Origin of the sequence: Serratia sp. CY37869, from assembly GCF_052168895.1 — a bacterium.
Taxonomy (GTDB): Bacteria; Pseudomonadota; Gammaproteobacteria; order Enterobacterales; family Enterobacteriaceae; genus Serratia; species Serratia ureilytica.
Genome location: NZ_JBJNLU010000001.1, coordinates 1427390 through 1441710, shown reverse-complemented (window position 1 = coordinate 1441710; position 14321 = coordinate 1427390). Strand labels below are relative to the sequence as shown.

The following is a 14321-nucleotide window of genomic DNA, read 5'->3' as shown; positions in this document are numbered from 1 at the left end:
TGCTATCGAGCCTGCCATGACTTCACTTTCCCCACGGGACATCGAGGCGCGCTACCGCTTTGCGCGCGAGATCGCCCGCGCCGCCGCCGATCTCGCTTTCAGCTTTTATCAAAGGCGGCAAACCCTGGCGGTTGACTTTAAACAGGGGCTGCAGGACGTGGTCAGCGAAGCTGACCGCCGCGTCGAAGCGCTGATCCGCCGCATGATTAACCGGCGGTTTCCCCTGGATGGGTTTCTCGGCGAAGAGAGCGGCGGCACCAACGATAGCGCGGCCTGCCTTTGGGTCGTCGATCCGATCGACGGCACCGCCTGCTTCCTGAACGGGCTGCATACCTGGTGTATCGCGATAAGCGTGGTGATCGACGGTGAGCCGACGATCGGCGTGGTTTACGATCCCAATCACCGCGAGATGTTCCGCGCCTGCCGCGGCCAAGGCGCTTTCCTCAACGGGGAACCGATCGGCGTGCATGCCGGGCGCAGCGTCGCGGATGGCGTGATGGGCGTCGGGATATCACCTCGCGCCTCGGCGGCGGAATTCAGCGGTTTTCTCTGTCGCCTGCTGCAGGCGGGCGGCATGTTCGTGCGCAGCGGCTCCGGCGCGTTGATGACCGCCCAGGTGGCCGCCGGTCGGCTGCTGGGCTATTACGAACCGCACATGAATGCCTGGGACAGCCTGCCTGGGCTGGTGCTGACGCGCGAAGCCGGCGGCGTGGCGAATGACTTTATGCACCACAACGGGCTGCGACGCGGCAACCCGCTGCTGCTGGCCAACGCGGCGCTCTATCCGCAATTGGCCGAGCTGATTCAAACGCCGGGCTTGATCGGCTCGACGTGCCCTATCGCGCGTGAGATGGCCGGATAAAGCGCGCGCAGCCGCCGCTCGACCCGATCGACCGCATCGTGCGCGGCGGCGATGGTTACCGCCGGCGACACCCGGCAGTGGAAGTTGACGATGATGCCGCCGTCGGTTCTGCGCGCCCGGATGTTGTGCACGTCTTGCACCTTATCCCCCTGCTCCAGCGCCGACTGCAAAATCAGCCGGATATCGGCCAGCTCGGCGGCGGAAACATCCTCGCTGGCCAGCCAGTGCGGCGTCTGCGGCTCCAGATGGGTCTCTATCTCGGTGTCCTCGCCGATCGCCTGACGCAGGATCCCTTCTATCTCCGTGGCGATATCATGCGCCTGCGCCACGCTGGCGTTGGCCGGCACCGCCAGATCCATGCCGATCGCCATGTGCGTCGGCAACTGCTGCAAGGTGACGTTCTGCACCTGCGCGCCGTGATTGGCGGCGATCGCCCGAATGCGCGTCGCCATGTCTTCGTCGCTGCGGGTCTGCGGCACCGCGATGACGGTAAACTCCGCCTTGGCATACTGCTGCCGCAGCCGTTCGACGATTTCTCGCTTCAACGCATCGATGCGCTCCAGCGGCAAGGTGCGGCACACCGCCACCGTGATCTCGACAAACAGTACGGCGCCGGCGTTGCGAATACGCACGCTGTCGCAGGCCAGCACCGCCGGGAAGCTGTCCAGCGTGGCGCGAATCGCCTCGGTGGCCCCGGCGGGCGCGGCATCCATCAGCGAGTCGAAGGAACGTTTACCCAGTTTGATTGCCGCGACAAAGATAAAACCGGCGACGATCAGCGCGGCGATGGCGTCCGCACGGCCAAAGCCCAGCAGCACAAACACCATGCCCAGCAGCACCACGCCGGACGAAAGCATGTCGGAGAAGAAATGCAGCGCATCCGCCTCCAGCGCCGCGCTGTCGGTCGCCTTGGCGACGCGGCTGAGCGCCCGCACGCGGAAAAAATCGACGCAGATGGAAATCAGCAGCACCGCGATCACCACCGGCGCCGCGACTATCTCATGCGGTTGTCCAAGCAGGCTGCCGCCCGCCTCGTAGACGATCCAACCGGCGGCGCCGAGCAACAGCAACACCTCGAACAGCGCCGCCAGGTTTTCCACCTTGCCGTGGCCGAAGTGGTGATCGTCATCGGCGGGTTTATCGCTGATGCGCACCGCCAGCCAGGTGATGCTGGTGGCGATAAAATCGGTGAAAGAGTGGATCCCTTCGGATATCAGGCCAATACTGCCGGTAAAAATGCCGGCGACGAATTTGCCCGTGGCCAGCAACCCGCTGGCGATCATCGAGTTTCTGGCCACGGCCTGTTTTTCATTTTGCATTATGCTGCTCACATTCGGACGGTGATTTATTTTTTTACTTTAGAGGATAATTGCCAGACAAAGGCGATCAGCAGCATACTGCCAGAGAAAGTCAGCATGAGGCTAGTAAGAAAATTGGATTTTCCGGTGGAATAAAAATAAATCTCATTCACCCCCACCGAAATCATTAAAATGGCATAGAGCAATCCCAGAATAAGAATCGTCATTATTATCAACTCCCGTATCAGGCCGCGCGTTCAGCGCGCCGCTAAATCCTCCCCATAATAAATAGCGGTTACGGGGAGGATGCATCTAGGCGGATCTTTAGCGTTCATCAATCATCCCATTTGGTGCTCATATAGGCCGCCAACAGGCCCAGTGAGCTGATCATTGCCAGGAATCCCATAAAAATAGTCATGTTTCCCATTGTTTTGTCCTCAGGTTAAATGTTATCGATAAAATCCCCTTGCGTTAAATATCGGGGTTGGTCGGTGTCCATGGTTTTTTAACGTCCTCCTCTTTTTTTCAACATTCCCGCACTTTCAAGCGCGGGACCCGTTTAAATTCCCAGGACGTGCTGGGCAATTTTGAAATAGATAATCAGGCCGGTGCCGTCGATAAAGGTGGCGATAAACGGCGCCGACACCACCGCCGGATCGATACCGAGCCGTTTCAGCAGCATCGGGATGATCGACGAAACAATGGCGCTCCATACGGTGATCGCCACCAGCGACAGGCTGACCACCAGCGTCACCTCCATGCCGACGCCCATGATCCAGGCGCGCACCCAGGCCGCCAGACCAATGGTGACGGCGATCAGCAGCGAGGTCGTGACCTCTTTGCGGATCACCGCGCCCAGATTGCGCAGGCTGACCTCGCCCAGCGCCATGGCGCGCACCAGCGTCGAGGTGATCTGGGTACCGCTGTTGCCGCCGGTGCCGATCAGCAGCGGGATGAAGAACGCCAGCGCAATCGCCGCTTCGAGCTGATCTTCAAACGCTTTCAGCACGTTGCCGGTGTATGCTTCTGCCACGAACAGCATCAGCAGCCACACCGAGCGTTTGCGCCACAGCGCCCACGGGCTGGTCTCCAGATAAGGCTTGTCCAGCGGCAGGCTCGCGCCCTGACGCTGCGCGTCTTCGGTGTTTTCATCTTCGACCAGCCGAGCGATCTCGCGCTCGCCCAGCACGCCGACCAGCGTGTTGTTCGCCACGACCGGCACCACGTCCAAACCGCCTTTGCCCAGCAGATGCGCCACGTCGTTGCGATCGTCGTCGGGTGAAACCTGGAAATAGCTGTAATCCATCATTACGCCGACCGCTTTATCCTGTTCTTCGCACTGCAGCAGTTTTTTCACCGACAGCGTGCCGCGCAAATGATAATCGTCTGCGGTAATAAAGACCCGGGTGGGAATTTCGTCCGTTTTTAGCTGTGAAAGTAAATATTCCCGGGCATGCGTGACCGTCATCGTCGCGGGAACGGTAATAAAATCGGCGTTCATATAACCGGCGACCGAAGTTTCATCGAGAGTTTCAGTCGCGCGCAGCGCCGGAGAAGAAGAGTATTGATGTGACTTGATCATTTTGTCAGTCCCTATTTCTGTTGTGAACTTCAACAGCGAATCGCATAGGGGCGTAACCACAGAGGGAGTGCAGACTGCCTATCTCCGCGTCCAGGTTTTAGCACTATACAACGTATCCGAATTGTTGCTCGGAAGTTACTTTGGGCTGAACCTTAATCCGATAAAGCCTGTCTTAACCTTGGGCATCTCTCGATGTCGTCAGATCAGTAACCTGTGTTTGTATAGGAGCCTCGCCAAACGAGATACTGCATATAAACTACCGGCGCAGTATAGGCGTTGTTTTATCCGGCGGGAAGAAAAGATTGCCCGTCGTTTATGGAGTATTTAGGATATTTTTATTAAACGCGAATCTATAAAAACGGCTGATATAAATCAGCCGTTTTTTTATTTATCAGTGCGCGAGAATGTAGACGTTTTTATCGTATAGGGCGCCCTGTCGGGTGAAGTCGATCCCCTTGACGTAGGGTTTGATGAGCGTGGCGTTGGCTTCGTAGTACACCGGCGCGACCGGCGTATCGACGGCCAGCACCGCCTCGGCCTGCTGGAAATACTGCTGCACCTGCTGCGGTGTCGGCGCCGCCGTCGCCTGATGCAGAATGCGATCGTATTCCGGGTTACGGTATTTGGGGCTGTTCTCGCTGCTGTCGGCGCGGAACACATTCAGGAAGGTAGAAGGATCGTCGTAATCCGCCAGCCAGCGGGTAAAGGCTACGCTGTACTGGCCGCGGTTGATATTATCCAGCGTCACTTTGCGCTCCTGGCTTTGCAAGCCGGCCTCCACCCCGAGGTTCTTTTTCCACATGGCGGCGGCGGCGATGACGATCTTCTTGATGGTGGCGTCATTGCTGTACAACACGGTAAAGCGCAGCGGATTCTCGGCGTTGAAACCGGCCTCCGCCAACAACTGTTTCGCCTGGGCGTGGCGTTGTTCCGGCGTCAAACCGGCCGCGGCGCCGGCCTGCAGGCGATAGCCGCCCGCCCCCGTTGGGGTAAAGGTCCAGGCCGGCTGCTGGCCGTATCCCAGCACCTTGCCGGCGATGATCTCTTTGTCCAGCGCCAGGTTCAGCGCCTGGCGCACCCGCAGGTCGTTAAACGGCGTCTGGCGGTTGTTGAAGGCGAAATAGCTGGTGGAGAGCAGCGGATAGGTCACCAGCTGTTGATCCCCGAGCGTTTTTTTCAGCTGCTGATACAGTTCCGGCGGCGTGGTATAGCCCAACTCCACCTCGCCGGCGCGGAAACGCGCCACCTCCGGGAACCCCTGGATCGGCAGGAAGGTCACCTTGTTGAGCACGGTGTTGGCGTTATCCCAATACAGCGGATTGCGTTCCACCACCACTTTTTCGTTCACCACCCACTCGCTGAGACGAAACGCGCCGTTGCCGACAAAATGCGCCGGTTGAGTCCAGTTTTTGCCGTATTGCTCAACCACCTTGCGGTTGACCGGCAGAACCGGAAAATGCACCAGTTGTTTGAGCAGGTAGGCGTTGGGCTCAGACAGCGTCACCTGCAAGGTGTGCGCGTCCAGCGCTTTAACGCCCAGCTCGCTCGGCGGTTTGCTGCCGGCGTTGATCGCCGCCGCATTCAGCACATAGGCCGAGGCCAGATAGCTGCCGTACGGCGACGCGGTTTTCGGATCGGTGAGGCGCCGCCAGCTGTAAACGAAATCGTCGGCGGTCACCGGATCGCCGTTCGACCATTTGGCCTGCGGCCGCAGATGGAAAATCCAGACGTTGCCCTGGTGCTCCCATTTCTGCGCCAGCGCCGGGATCGCTTCGCCGTCTTTCCCGACGCGCAGCAAACCTTCGAACAAATCGTTGAAGATGTAGAACTCCACATTGCTCTCGGCCAGGTTCGGATCCAGCGTCGCCGGTTCATACCCGTTGGCGCGCACCAATTCCTGTACCGGCGCCAGTTTAGCGCCCGCCGGTACGTCGGCAGCCTGAGCTGCCGTCGCGTTAAAAGCCAGGAGGATTAAACCAGCCAATTTCTTGCCATTAAATGAATATTTCACGTCGATATCCCTGATTAGTGTTTTATCGCGTTCAATATGCAATGTGGCAGTGGAATAAATTAAATCATTAATCGCTATGAGTCATAACCAAAAGCGGTGTTGAATTTCTTTCATTATCAAAGGAATATCCCTCACCGCGCTTCCCGCTTTCAACACAATGCGCGTTGCCGTCCCCTACTTGATGTTCACGGTCGTGATACCAAACAGCGGCAGGCCTTTAACCGGTTCTGGGCCGGGCTCCCCCCACACCATTAATGATTTACCGCTCGCTTGCGCCTGGATCGCCAGATTCACCAGCAATTTCGGATAGGGTTCATTAGCCGCTACCGATAACGGAAATACGTTTTCGTATAGTCCTCCATCGATCGCCATCTCCACATGCACGCAATCATTAGCTACATCGATAACCACGATCGGATTGGTATAAAACGGTCCATTAGACATAGACACCTCTCTCACTATTTTTTGGTGAATATAATTCTTAATTCGCGTTGGCGGCCCGTGTTATTAATGCCTGTGCGAAACGCTGAAGAACGACATGAAAAGACTGAAGAAAAAGATCGCCAGTGGATAACAAGTCGTCAATATTGAAACAGGTTAATAACCATTACAGATTCGACAAAGAACTGATATAAGTCAAATGCAAACCCGCGTTTACCCGTTACCTCAATGAATATATTAAGAATATTCACAAAAAAAGATAACTACAGTTTAACTTCATAAAAATCAATTAATTAAAAAACACCCTCACTTACCCTATATTAATTAATCGGTTACGAAAAAGGTTAAAATCAAAATAATGGACATGCCAAATAAGTTGCTTTTCAATGTAAAAATAACAGTAGGAAACCCACTTGATATCTCCGTGACACCTAACTACCTTTAAATGGCTTCGAGACTAACACGAGGCCGCCGTTGGTTATCAAACCAATAACTGGCGAATGATTTAATAAGAAATAATTACCAGAAGACAAATCCAAATATATAAACGCGTGCCGAAAGGATAGGATGTAACGGTTTGGTTGCCATACCGTTCTTCTGCCGACGGCAATAACTATTTCCATTCAGATGCAATTACCTGTCTGGTGGCTAACCGGATTCAGCGTGATATGCATTTCAGACTAACTCAGCAAAAATCATAGGGGTTTACATATGCCTTCACTGCAAGATATTACGCCTGAACAGGCTAACGCATTGAATAAACAATCACGTGACGCTTATAACGCGGAAGTGCAGAGCCGTCAGGCGCTGCTCAACCAACATCCGCAATTGAAACCGGCGTTCAACCAGCAAGTGCATCCGCAATCCTTGTGTGGATGCGGGTGCCAACAAAATATCTGCGGCTACTTCAGCTTCCAGGGCTGTGGCTGTGGGTGTGGCTGCGCGCCACATGCGGAGACCGTGCAAATTTCCGCGCAGCCTGCCAATATTGGTCCCAATGCCCCATCAAACGGTACATCGGTGCGTTTTGTCGGCCAGGCCACCGGCACTGGCTCAGACGGTAACATCAACATCCCGACGATTTATTTGCAAGGCACCGTACCCGATGCCGAAAATCTGATCGGCGTTCCGTTAACCCTACAATTGGCCATCAACCCCGGTTCGATCGTCCTGACGCTGCTGGAGAATGGCCGGGTGCTGGCCTCTTTGGTTCATCCGCCGCAGTGGGCGAGCAGCATCAACGGGCAGTTCTTCGGCGTTGGCAACGGTGAGTTTGTGCTGGCGTGACAAGAAGCAAGCCTGACGGGCGGCTGCCTGCGATGGCAGGTGGCCGCTCACTGTGAGGTAACGCGCCCCAATTCTATTCAGACAATCAAAACAGATTATTCCAGCCGAAACTTAACTTATCCTTAGGGCAATTCATTTTGTGAGCGATCGTCAAAAATAATTTAATACGAATCGTTTTCACTATCATTATGGATGTTCTTGGCTAAAATCGGGCTGCTTGCGCTTGCCAGGCGATATTCGTTTTCCTCATTCGAACGCTAAAAAGGATAACTGCATGAAGCTGCGTATTTCATCCCTCGGCCCCGTGGCCCTGCTCGCCTCCTCGATGATGCTGGCCTTCGGCGCTCAGGCGGCCCCCGCCGACCAGGGCATCGTTATTTACAACGCCCAGCACGAAAATCTGGTGAAATCCTGGGTCGACGGTTTTACCAAAGACACCGGCATCAAAGTCACGCTGCGCAACGGCGGCGACAGCGAGCTGGGCAATCAGCTGGTGCAGGAAGGCAGCGCCTCGCCTGCCGACGTGTTCCTGACGGAAAACTCCCCGGCGATGGTGTTGGTGGATAACGCCAAGCTGTTCGCCCCGCTGGACGCCGCGACGCTGGCCCAGGTAGAGCCGCAATATCGCCCAAGCCACGGCCGCTGGATCGGCATCGCCGCCCGCTCTACCGTATTCGTCTATAACCCGGCCAAGCTGACCGACGCGCAGCTGCCGAAGTCGCTGCTGGATCTGGCCAAGCCGGAATGGAAAGGCCGCTGGGCCGCTTCGCCATCGGGCGCCGATTTTCAGGCGATCGTCAGCGCGCTGCTGGCGCTGAAAGGCGAGAAAGCAACGCTGGACTGGCTGAAAGCGATGAAAACCAACTTTACCGCCTATAAAGGCAACAGCACGGTGATGAAAGCGGTCAATGCCGGCCAGGTCGACAGCGGCGTGATCTATCACTACTACCCGTTCGTGGATGGCGCTAAAACCGGCGAGAACAGCAACAACATCAAGCTGTACTACTTCAAACATCAGGATCCGGGCGCATTCGTCAGCATCTCCGGCGGCGGCGTGCTGGCTTCCAGCAAGCATCAGCAGCAGGCGCAGGCGTTCATCAAGTGGATCACCGGCAAACAGGGCCAGGAGATCTTGCGCACCAATAATGCCTTCGAATACGCCGTCGGCGTCGGTGCGGCTTCCAACCCGAAACTGGTGCCGCTGAAAGATCTGGACGCGCCGAAGGTAGAAGCCGCGCAGTTGAACAGTAAGAAAGTTGTCGAACTGATGACCGAGGCCGGCCTGCTGTAAGGCCCGCCGGCAAACCGAGAGTTTTTGATCGTTATGTCAAACCTGAGTACCCACGCCGCGCAGACCGCGCGGCGTTATTCCACTATCCCTCGTCACCCGCGGCCGGGGCCGATCGTGGTGGCCTGCGCCGTGTTGCTGTCGTTGCTGGCGCTGCTGCCGCTGGGATTCGTTATCGGCGTAGCGTTTGAAACCGGCTGGCAAACGGTCAAAGCTCTGGTTTTCCGCCCGCGCGTGGCGGAGCTGCTGTTGAATACCCTGCTGTTGGTGGTGCTGACGCTGCCGATCTGTGCCGTGCTGGGGGTGGCCCTGGCCTGGTTGACCGAACGCACCACGCTGCCGGGCCGCCGTCTCTGGGCGGTATTGGCGACCGCGCCGCTGGCGGTGCCGGCCTTTGTGCAAAGCTATGCCTGGATCAGTCTGGTGCCGTCGATGCACGGCCTGGGCGCCGGCGTTTTCATCTCGGTGCTCGCCTATTTTCCGTTTATCTACCTGCCGGCCGCCGCGGTCTTGCGCCGTCTGGATCCCGGTATCGAAGACGTCGCCACCTCGCTCGGCTCCCGGCCGCCGGCGGTGTTTTTCCGCGTGGTGTTGCCGCAGCTGAAGCTGGCGGTCTGGGGCGGTTCGCTGCTGATCGCGCTGCACCTGCTGGCGGAGTATGGCCTGTACGCCATGATCCGTTTCGATACCTTCACCACCGCCATCTTCGATCAGTTCCAGTCGACCTTCAACGGTCCGGCGGCCAACATGCTGGCCGGCGTATTGGTGCTGTGCTGCCTGGGGCTGCTGTTGCTTGAAGCGATAAGCCGCGGCCGCGCGCGCTATGCCCGCGTCGGCTCCGGCAGCGCCCGCAGCCAAACGCCGCGTCGCCTGTCAGCGCCGCTCGCCGCGCTGGCGCTGCTGCTGCCGATCGCGCTGACCGCGCTGGCGCTGGGCGTGCCTTTCATCACCCTGGTCCGCTGGCTGTGGCTGGGCGGCCTCGACGTATGGCGCAACGCCGATCTGTGGCCCGCGCTGTGGCAAACGCTGTCGCTGTCCGCCTCTGGCGCGCTGCTGATTACGCTGTGCGCCATTCCGATGGCCTGGCTGTCGGTGCGCTATCCAGCCCGCCTGTACCGGGTGCTGGAAGGCTGCAACTACGTGACCAGTTCGCTGCCCGGCATCGTGGTGGCGCTGGCGCTGGTGACCATCACCATTCACAGCTTCCGGCCGATTTACCAAACCGAAATCACCCTGCTGCTGGCGTATCTGCTGATGTTTATGCCGCGAGCATTGATCAACCTGCGCGCCGGCATCGCGCAGGCGCCGGTGGAGTTGGAAAACGTGGCGCGCAGCCTGGGCAAATCGCCGGCGCAGGCGCTGTGGAGCACCACGTTGCGGCTGGCGGCACCGGGCGCCGCCGCGGGCGCCGCGCTGGTGTTCCTGGCGATCGCCAATGAATTGACCGCCACGCTGCTGCTGGCGCCGAACGGCACCCGCACGCTGGCCACCGGTTTCTGGGCGCTGACCAGCGAGATAGACTATGTTGCCGCCGCGCCTTATGCGCTGATTATGGTGGCGCTGTCGCTGCCGCTCACCTGGCTTCTTTACTCTCAATCTAAACGTACGGCGGGACTATGAGCACGCTCGAACTGCACGGTATCGGAAAATCTTACAATGCCATCAGGGTGCTGGAACACATCGACCTGCAGGTTGCCGCCGGCAGCCGCACGGCGATCGTCGGCCCTTCCGGCTCCGGCAAAACCACCCTGCTGCGCATCATCGCCGGTTTTGAAATCCCCGACGGCGGACAAATTCTGCTGCAGGGGAAAGCGATGGGCAACGGCGGCGGCTGGGTGCCGGCGCACCTGCGCGGCATCGGCTTCGTCCCGCAGGATGGCGCGCTGTTCCCGCACTTTACCGTCGCCGGCAACATCGGTTTTGGCCTCAAAGGCAGCAAGCGCGAGAAACAGCGTCGCATCGAGGCGCTGATGGAGATGGTGGCGCTGGATCGTCGCCTGGCCGCCCTGTGGCCGCACGAGCTGTCCGGCGGACAGCAACAGCGGGTCGCATTGGCGCGCGCCTTGTCGCAGCAACCGCGGCTGATGTTACTGGATGAGCCGTTCTCGGCGCTGGATACCGGCCTGCGCGCCGCCACCCGCAAAGCGGTGGCCGAACTGCTGACGGAGGCCAAAGTCGCGTCGATCCTGGTCACCCACGATCAGAGCGAGGCGCTGTCGTTCGCCGATCAGGTGGCGGTCATGCGCAACGGTCGGCTGGCGCAGGTGGGCGCGCCGCAGGATCTTTATCTGCGCCCGGTCGATGAACCGACCGCCAGTTTCCTTGGCGAAACGCTGGTGCTGACCGCCGAGCTGGCGCACGGCTGGGCCGACTGCGCATTGGGGCGCATCGCCGTCGACGATCGCCAACGCAGCGGCTCGGCGCGCATCATGCTGCGTCCGGAGCAGATTCAAATCGGTTTGTCCGATCCGGCGCAGCGCGGCCAGGCGGTGATCACCGGCATCGATTTCGCCGGCTTCGTCTCCACCCTCAATCTGCAAATGGCCGCCGACGGCGCGCAGCTCGAGATCAAAACCGTCAGCCGCGAAGGCCTGCGGCCCGGGGCGCAGGTCAGTCTCAACGTGATGGGGCAAGCGCATATTTTCACCGGCTGAAAGTGTGGGGAGCGACCCTTGACGTTCCCCTCACCACCGCGCATTATCAATGGCATGAATCGCATCGCGTACGCCCTCACCACCACCACCACCGCAACCGCCACGCAATGGCGGGCTGCACGGGTGCGCAACAGCTAACGACGTATCCCCAAGCCCCGCCAGCCATGGCCGGGTTTTTTTATTTCTCCGTGCCCGCCGGCAATTTCATTACGGAGAAGACCTATGCCAACTATCCCCGCACCGCGCAGCGCCCTGCTGGTTATCGACATGCAAGTCGGCCTGTTCGCCTCGCCGGACCATCCCCCGTTCGCCGCCGAAACCCTTCTGGCGAAGACCCATGCGTTGATACGCGCCGCACGCGTGGCGAATGCGCTCGTGGTGTTTATTCGCCACACCGGCCCGGCAGGTTCACCTATCGCCGCAAACAGTCCACTGTGGCAAGTTCACCCCGATCTCGACACCGATGCGCAAGCCGACTGGTTCATCGATAAAACCCATCCCAGCTGTTTTTACCGGACTGGCCTGGCGGAGCGGCTTAAGCAAGCCGGCATCGGTCGGTTGGTGATTTCGGGAATGAAAACGCAATACTGCGTAGACACCGCGTGTCGGCGCGGCGCGGAGTTGGGATTTGACCTGGTGTTGGCCGCCGATGCCCATAGCTGTTCGGACACGGCGGCGCTCGGCGCCGACGCCATTATCCGTCACCATAACCAGACCCTGTCGGGGCCGTTCGTGACGCTGGCGCTGGCGGAAGAGGTGAAATTCTAAAACACGCGCGATTTGCCTGTCAGGCCGGGCCAACGCCCGGCCTCCTCAGCGGCAAACCTTGTCGCGGCGCGGCTTTTTCGGCGCCAGCAGATACTCCACCACGCTTTCGTCGACGCAGCTGTCGATGCCGTTCAGCGCCAACGTATGTCCGTCGCGTTCGCGGGTGATCAGCGGGCTTTTAAAGGCCGAGGCCATCACCTGGGCATTGCGGTACGGCGTGGTTGGATCGTAGCGCTGGGCGACGAACAGCAGCGGCGGCAGCGCGGCGGACGCCACCGGCATGTGCGGCCGATCTTTGCCGCGGTACGGCCACAGATCGCACATTTCCAGCGGATACTCGTGCAGCGGCAGATAGTGGGCATATAAAGCGGCGGTATTGATCTCCTGCCGCTGCCTGCGCAACAGCTGCGGATCGGCCGTTGGGTTGGCGACGTCGGCGCAGGTGATGACGTTCAGGGCATCATCGGCATCCGGAGAATAGCTTTCGTCGATCAGATCGGAAACCTGTTGCCCGGCGATGCCGGCATCGAGCTGACGCAGTACGGTGGCCAGTTCATGCCAGCGCTCCGGCCACAACAGCAGCGAACGCGTCACCGTCAGCACATCGTCGGCGGAGATCTCATAGCCCGCCGCAGTGACGAACGGCTGCTCATGCAGCTTGCGCAGCAAAGCATGATAACGCTGAAGCGCCTGATTGGCGCCGCCGCCAAGCTGGCAGCTGTCGGTTTTTCCGCAATAGGCGGCGAAACGCAGGAAACTTTGCTGGAAGCCTCGCTCCTGATTCATGCGCTGGGTGAAATCGTCCTCCGCCAGATCCACCACCCCGTCCAGCACCAGCGCGCGCGTTTTCTTCGGAAAACGTTCGGCATACAGCGCCGCCACCTTGGTGCCGTAAGAGTACGCCACCGCCGTCAGCCCCGGTTCGCCCAGCGCATGGCGGATCGCGTTCAGATCGTTGACCGCCTCGTCGGTGCCGATGTGTTGCAGCACGTCCGCGCCGGTCTGTTTGATGCAGGCGGCGATCAGGGTGCGCGTCTGGTTCTCCGCGCCGGCCACGTCGTTGTCGTCCGGTTCAGGGAGTTCGTCACCTTCGGCCACCTGGCAGGAAATTTTTGGCGTCGATTGACCGACGCCGCGCGGATCGTAACCGATGATGTCGTAGGATTTACGCAGTTTGGCGACGTGGGCGTCGTTGCCGAGATAAGGATTGATCCCCGGCAGGCCCGGCCCGCCGCTGATCACCACGACGCTGCCCTTTTTCGGCCCGGTGGCGGGCAGCAGGGTCAGCGCCAGACGCACGGTCGGTTCCCCCGCCTGCGCCGAATGGGCGGGAGGCGTAGCGTAAACCAACGGCACGTCGAGGTAGCCGCAGCGCAGCCCCGCCTGCGGCGCTTCATCGAACCAACGCTGAAAGCCGCTGTTGAGACAAGATTGCCAACGAACGCCGTTCTCGGGCGCCGCGCCGTGAGCCGCAGGTTTGGCCTGGGCGGGCAACGCGGCGGCGGTCGCGGCGAGCAGCGCCAGAATACGCAGTACTGACATGGGGAGTCCTTTCAACTCAACGAATCGGTCAAAGGGTAACGATACTCGGTTAAACCGCTAGCCAATAGAACATAAAAAAATGCGCGGGTGAAGCCGACGTCGTGCGTATGGAAAGACTTTTCTTTGCTCGGATTGATCTTATAACGCACAGAATGCTGCAAAAAACGCCGTTCACCTGCTAGGCTTAGAGTTCGTTAACCCACAAGGAACAGGAGAGCAGCATGTTTGGTAAAGCGGAAGACAAAGCCAATGAAGCCGCAGGCGCGGTAGAAGAAGCGTTCGGTAAAGCCGTCGATTCGCCGGAGCATCAGGTGCGCGGCGCGGCGCGCAAGTACGCCTCCCAGGCCAGCTATGCCGCCCGTGACGCAGCGGACAGCGTAAGAACGCAGGTGGAAGCCAACCCGCTGGCCGGCGTAGCCGTTGCGGCGGCAGTCGGCATCGTTTTCGGCTTCCTGCTGGGACGCAAATAAGCGGCGAATGCGCCCTACGACAATAGGCCCGTTACGGGCCTTTTTTTTCGCCCTTTTCTGCGCCGGCGCCGTTGTGCGTGCAAACTTTCATCTATCACAACCATCGCTTAAAAAAACC

At 59.2% G+C, this 14321-nt stretch carries 14 protein-coding genes and 1 riboswitch; of the genes, 7 read left to right on the top strand and 7 right to left on the bottom strand.

Going from position 1 to position 14321, the window contains the following annotated elements:
- Positions 1-16: 16 nt before the first annotated feature.
- On the top strand, positions 17-862 hold the full coding sequence (locus tag ACJ8J1_RS06950) for an inositol monophosphatase family protein (RefSeq protein ID WP_033643158.1): 846 nt from the start codon (positions 17-19) through the stop codon (positions 860-862).
- Here ACJ8J1_RS06950 and ACJ8J1_RS06945 read toward each other — a convergent pair.
- From ACJ8J1_RS06945 to ACJ8J1_RS06920, 6 genes are all read right to left on the bottom strand, one after another.
- Positions 805-2181 carry a cation diffusion facilitator family transporter gene (locus ACJ8J1_RS06945; protein ID WP_033643159.1) on the bottom strand — a complete coding sequence of 459 codons (1377 nt, stop codon included), beginning with the start codon at positions 2179-2181 and terminating at the stop codon, positions 805-807. The genes ACJ8J1_RS06950 and ACJ8J1_RS06945 overlap by 58 nt on opposite strands.
- A 26-nt stretch (positions 2182-2207) precedes the next feature.
- On the bottom strand, positions 2208-2387 hold the full coding sequence (locus ACJ8J1_RS06940) for a hypothetical protein (RefSeq protein WP_004938106.1): 180 nt from the start codon (positions 2385-2387) through the stop codon (positions 2208-2210).
- A 107-nt stretch (positions 2388-2494) separates the two neighbouring features.
- Complete coding sequence (gene mgtS / locus ACJ8J1_RS06935) at positions 2495-2578, bottom strand: protein MgtS (RefSeq protein WP_369803928.1); 84 nt, start codon at positions 2576-2578, stop codon at positions 2495-2497.
- 141 nt (positions 2579-2719) lie between these two features.
- Positions 2720-3742 (bottom strand): magnesium transporter, encoded by a 1023-nt coding sequence (locus ACJ8J1_RS06930; protein WP_033643160.1) that lies wholly within the window; start codon positions 3740-3742, stop codon positions 2720-2722.
- 75 nt (positions 3743-3817) lie between these two features.
- A riboswitch (M-box (ykoK) riboswitch) is annotated at positions 3818-3991 on the bottom strand.
- Positions 3992-4133: 142 nt separating this feature from the next.
- On the bottom strand, positions 4134-5753 hold the full coding sequence (locus tag ACJ8J1_RS06925) for an ABC transporter substrate-binding protein (protein WP_033643161.1): 1620 nt from the start codon (positions 5751-5753) through the stop codon (positions 4134-4136).
- 174 nt (positions 5754-5927) lie between these two features.
- On the bottom strand, positions 5928-6197 hold the full coding sequence (locus tag ACJ8J1_RS06920; protein WP_033643162.1) for a hypothetical protein: 270 nt from the start codon (positions 6195-6197) through the stop codon (positions 5928-5930).
- Positions 6198-6905: 708 nt separating this feature from the next.
- Between ACJ8J1_RS06920 and ACJ8J1_RS06915 the strand changes: the two genes are divergently transcribed.
- The 5 genes from ACJ8J1_RS06915 (at position 6906) to ACJ8J1_RS06895 (ending at position 12191) form a co-directional block, all read left to right on the top strand.
- Entirely contained in the window at positions 6906-7481 is a 576-nt protein-coding gene (locus ACJ8J1_RS06915; RefSeq protein WP_033643163.1) for a hypothetical protein, read from the top strand.
- Between the two features lie 274 nt (positions 7482-7755).
- Positions 7756-8772, top strand: a complete 1017-nt coding sequence (locus tag ACJ8J1_RS06910) for an iron ABC transporter substrate-binding protein (RefSeq protein ID WP_442520330.1) — start codon at positions 7756-7758, stop codon at positions 8770-8772.
- Positions 8773-8805: 33 nt separating this feature from the next.
- Positions 8806-10389, top strand: a complete 1584-nt coding sequence (locus tag ACJ8J1_RS06905; protein WP_033643166.1) for an ABC transporter permease — start codon at positions 8806-8808, stop codon at positions 10387-10389.
- A complete protein-coding gene (locus ACJ8J1_RS06900; RefSeq protein ID WP_033643167.1) occupies positions 10386-11423 on the top strand; it encodes an ABC transporter ATP-binding protein in 1038 nt (345 codons plus the stop codon). Before ACJ8J1_RS06905 ends, ACJ8J1_RS06900 begins: the two co-directional genes overlap by 4 nt.
- A 222-nt stretch (positions 11424-11645) precedes the next feature.
- Positions 11646-12191, top strand: coding sequence for a cysteine hydrolase family protein (locus ACJ8J1_RS06895; protein WP_033643168.1), 546 nt, complete (start codon positions 11646-11648; stop codon positions 12189-12191).
- 45 nt (positions 12192-12236) lie between these two features.
- Here the strand turns inward: ACJ8J1_RS06895 and ACJ8J1_RS06890 are convergent, their stop codons facing one another.
- Positions 12237-13733 (bottom strand): alpha/beta hydrolase, encoded by a 1497-nt coding sequence (locus tag ACJ8J1_RS06890; protein ID WP_033643169.1) that lies wholly within the window; start codon positions 13731-13733, stop codon positions 12237-12239.
- Positions 13734-13954: 221 nt separating this feature from the next.
- Between ACJ8J1_RS06890 and ACJ8J1_RS06885 the strand changes: the two genes are divergently transcribed.
- Complete coding sequence (locus ACJ8J1_RS06885; protein WP_004938127.1) at positions 13955-14203, top strand: glycine zipper domain-containing protein; 249 nt, start codon at positions 13955-13957, stop codon at positions 14201-14203.
- Positions 14204-14321 lie beyond the last annotated feature (118 nt).

Excerpts from the sequence above, each read along its gene's own strand:
- ACJ8J1_RS06950 (WP_033643158.1), top strand. The coding sequence starts at position 17 with ATGACTTCACTTTCCCCACGGGACATCGAGGCGCGCTACCGCTTTGCG.
- ACJ8J1_RS06945 (WP_033643159.1), bottom strand. The coding sequence starts at position 2,181 with ATGCAAAATGAAAAACAGGCCGTGGCCAGAAACTCGATGATCGCCAGC.
- ACJ8J1_RS06940 (WP_004938106.1), bottom strand. The coding sequence starts at position 2,387 with ATGACGATTCTTATTCTGGGATTGCTCTATGCCATTTTAATGATTTCG.
- mgtS (WP_369803928.1), bottom strand. The coding sequence starts at position 2,578 with ATGACTATTTTTATGGGATTCCTGGCAATGATCAGCTCACTGGGCCTG.
- ACJ8J1_RS06930 (WP_033643160.1), bottom strand. The coding sequence starts at position 3,742 with ATGATCAAGTCACATCAATACTCTTCTTCTCCGGCGCTGCGCGCGACT.
- ACJ8J1_RS06920 (WP_033643162.1), bottom strand. The coding sequence starts at position 6,197 with ATGTCTAATGGACCGTTTTATACCAATCCGATCGTGGTTATCGATGTA.
- ACJ8J1_RS06915 (WP_033643163.1), top strand. The coding sequence starts at position 6,906 with ATGCCTTCACTGCAAGATATTACGCCTGAACAGGCTAACGCATTGAAT.
- ACJ8J1_RS06910 (WP_442520330.1), top strand. The coding sequence starts at position 7,756 with ATGAAGCTGCGTATTTCATCCCTCGGCCCCGTGGCCCTGCTCGCCTCC.
- ACJ8J1_RS06905 (WP_033643166.1), top strand. The coding sequence starts at position 8,806 with ATGTCAAACCTGAGTACCCACGCCGCGCAGACCGCGCGGCGTTATTCC.
- ACJ8J1_RS06900 (WP_033643167.1), top strand. The coding sequence starts at position 10,386 with ATGAGCACGCTCGAACTGCACGGTATCGGAAAATCTTACAATGCCATC.
- ACJ8J1_RS06895 (WP_033643168.1), top strand. The coding sequence starts at position 11,646 with ATGCCAACTATCCCCGCACCGCGCAGCGCCCTGCTGGTTATCGACATG.
- ACJ8J1_RS06890 (WP_033643169.1), bottom strand. The coding sequence starts at position 13,733 with ATGTCAGTACTGCGTATTCTGGCGCTGCTCGCCGCGACCGCCGCCGCG.
- ACJ8J1_RS06885 (WP_004938127.1), top strand. The coding sequence starts at position 13,955 with ATGTTTGGTAAAGCGGAAGACAAAGCCAATGAAGCCGCAGGCGCGGTA.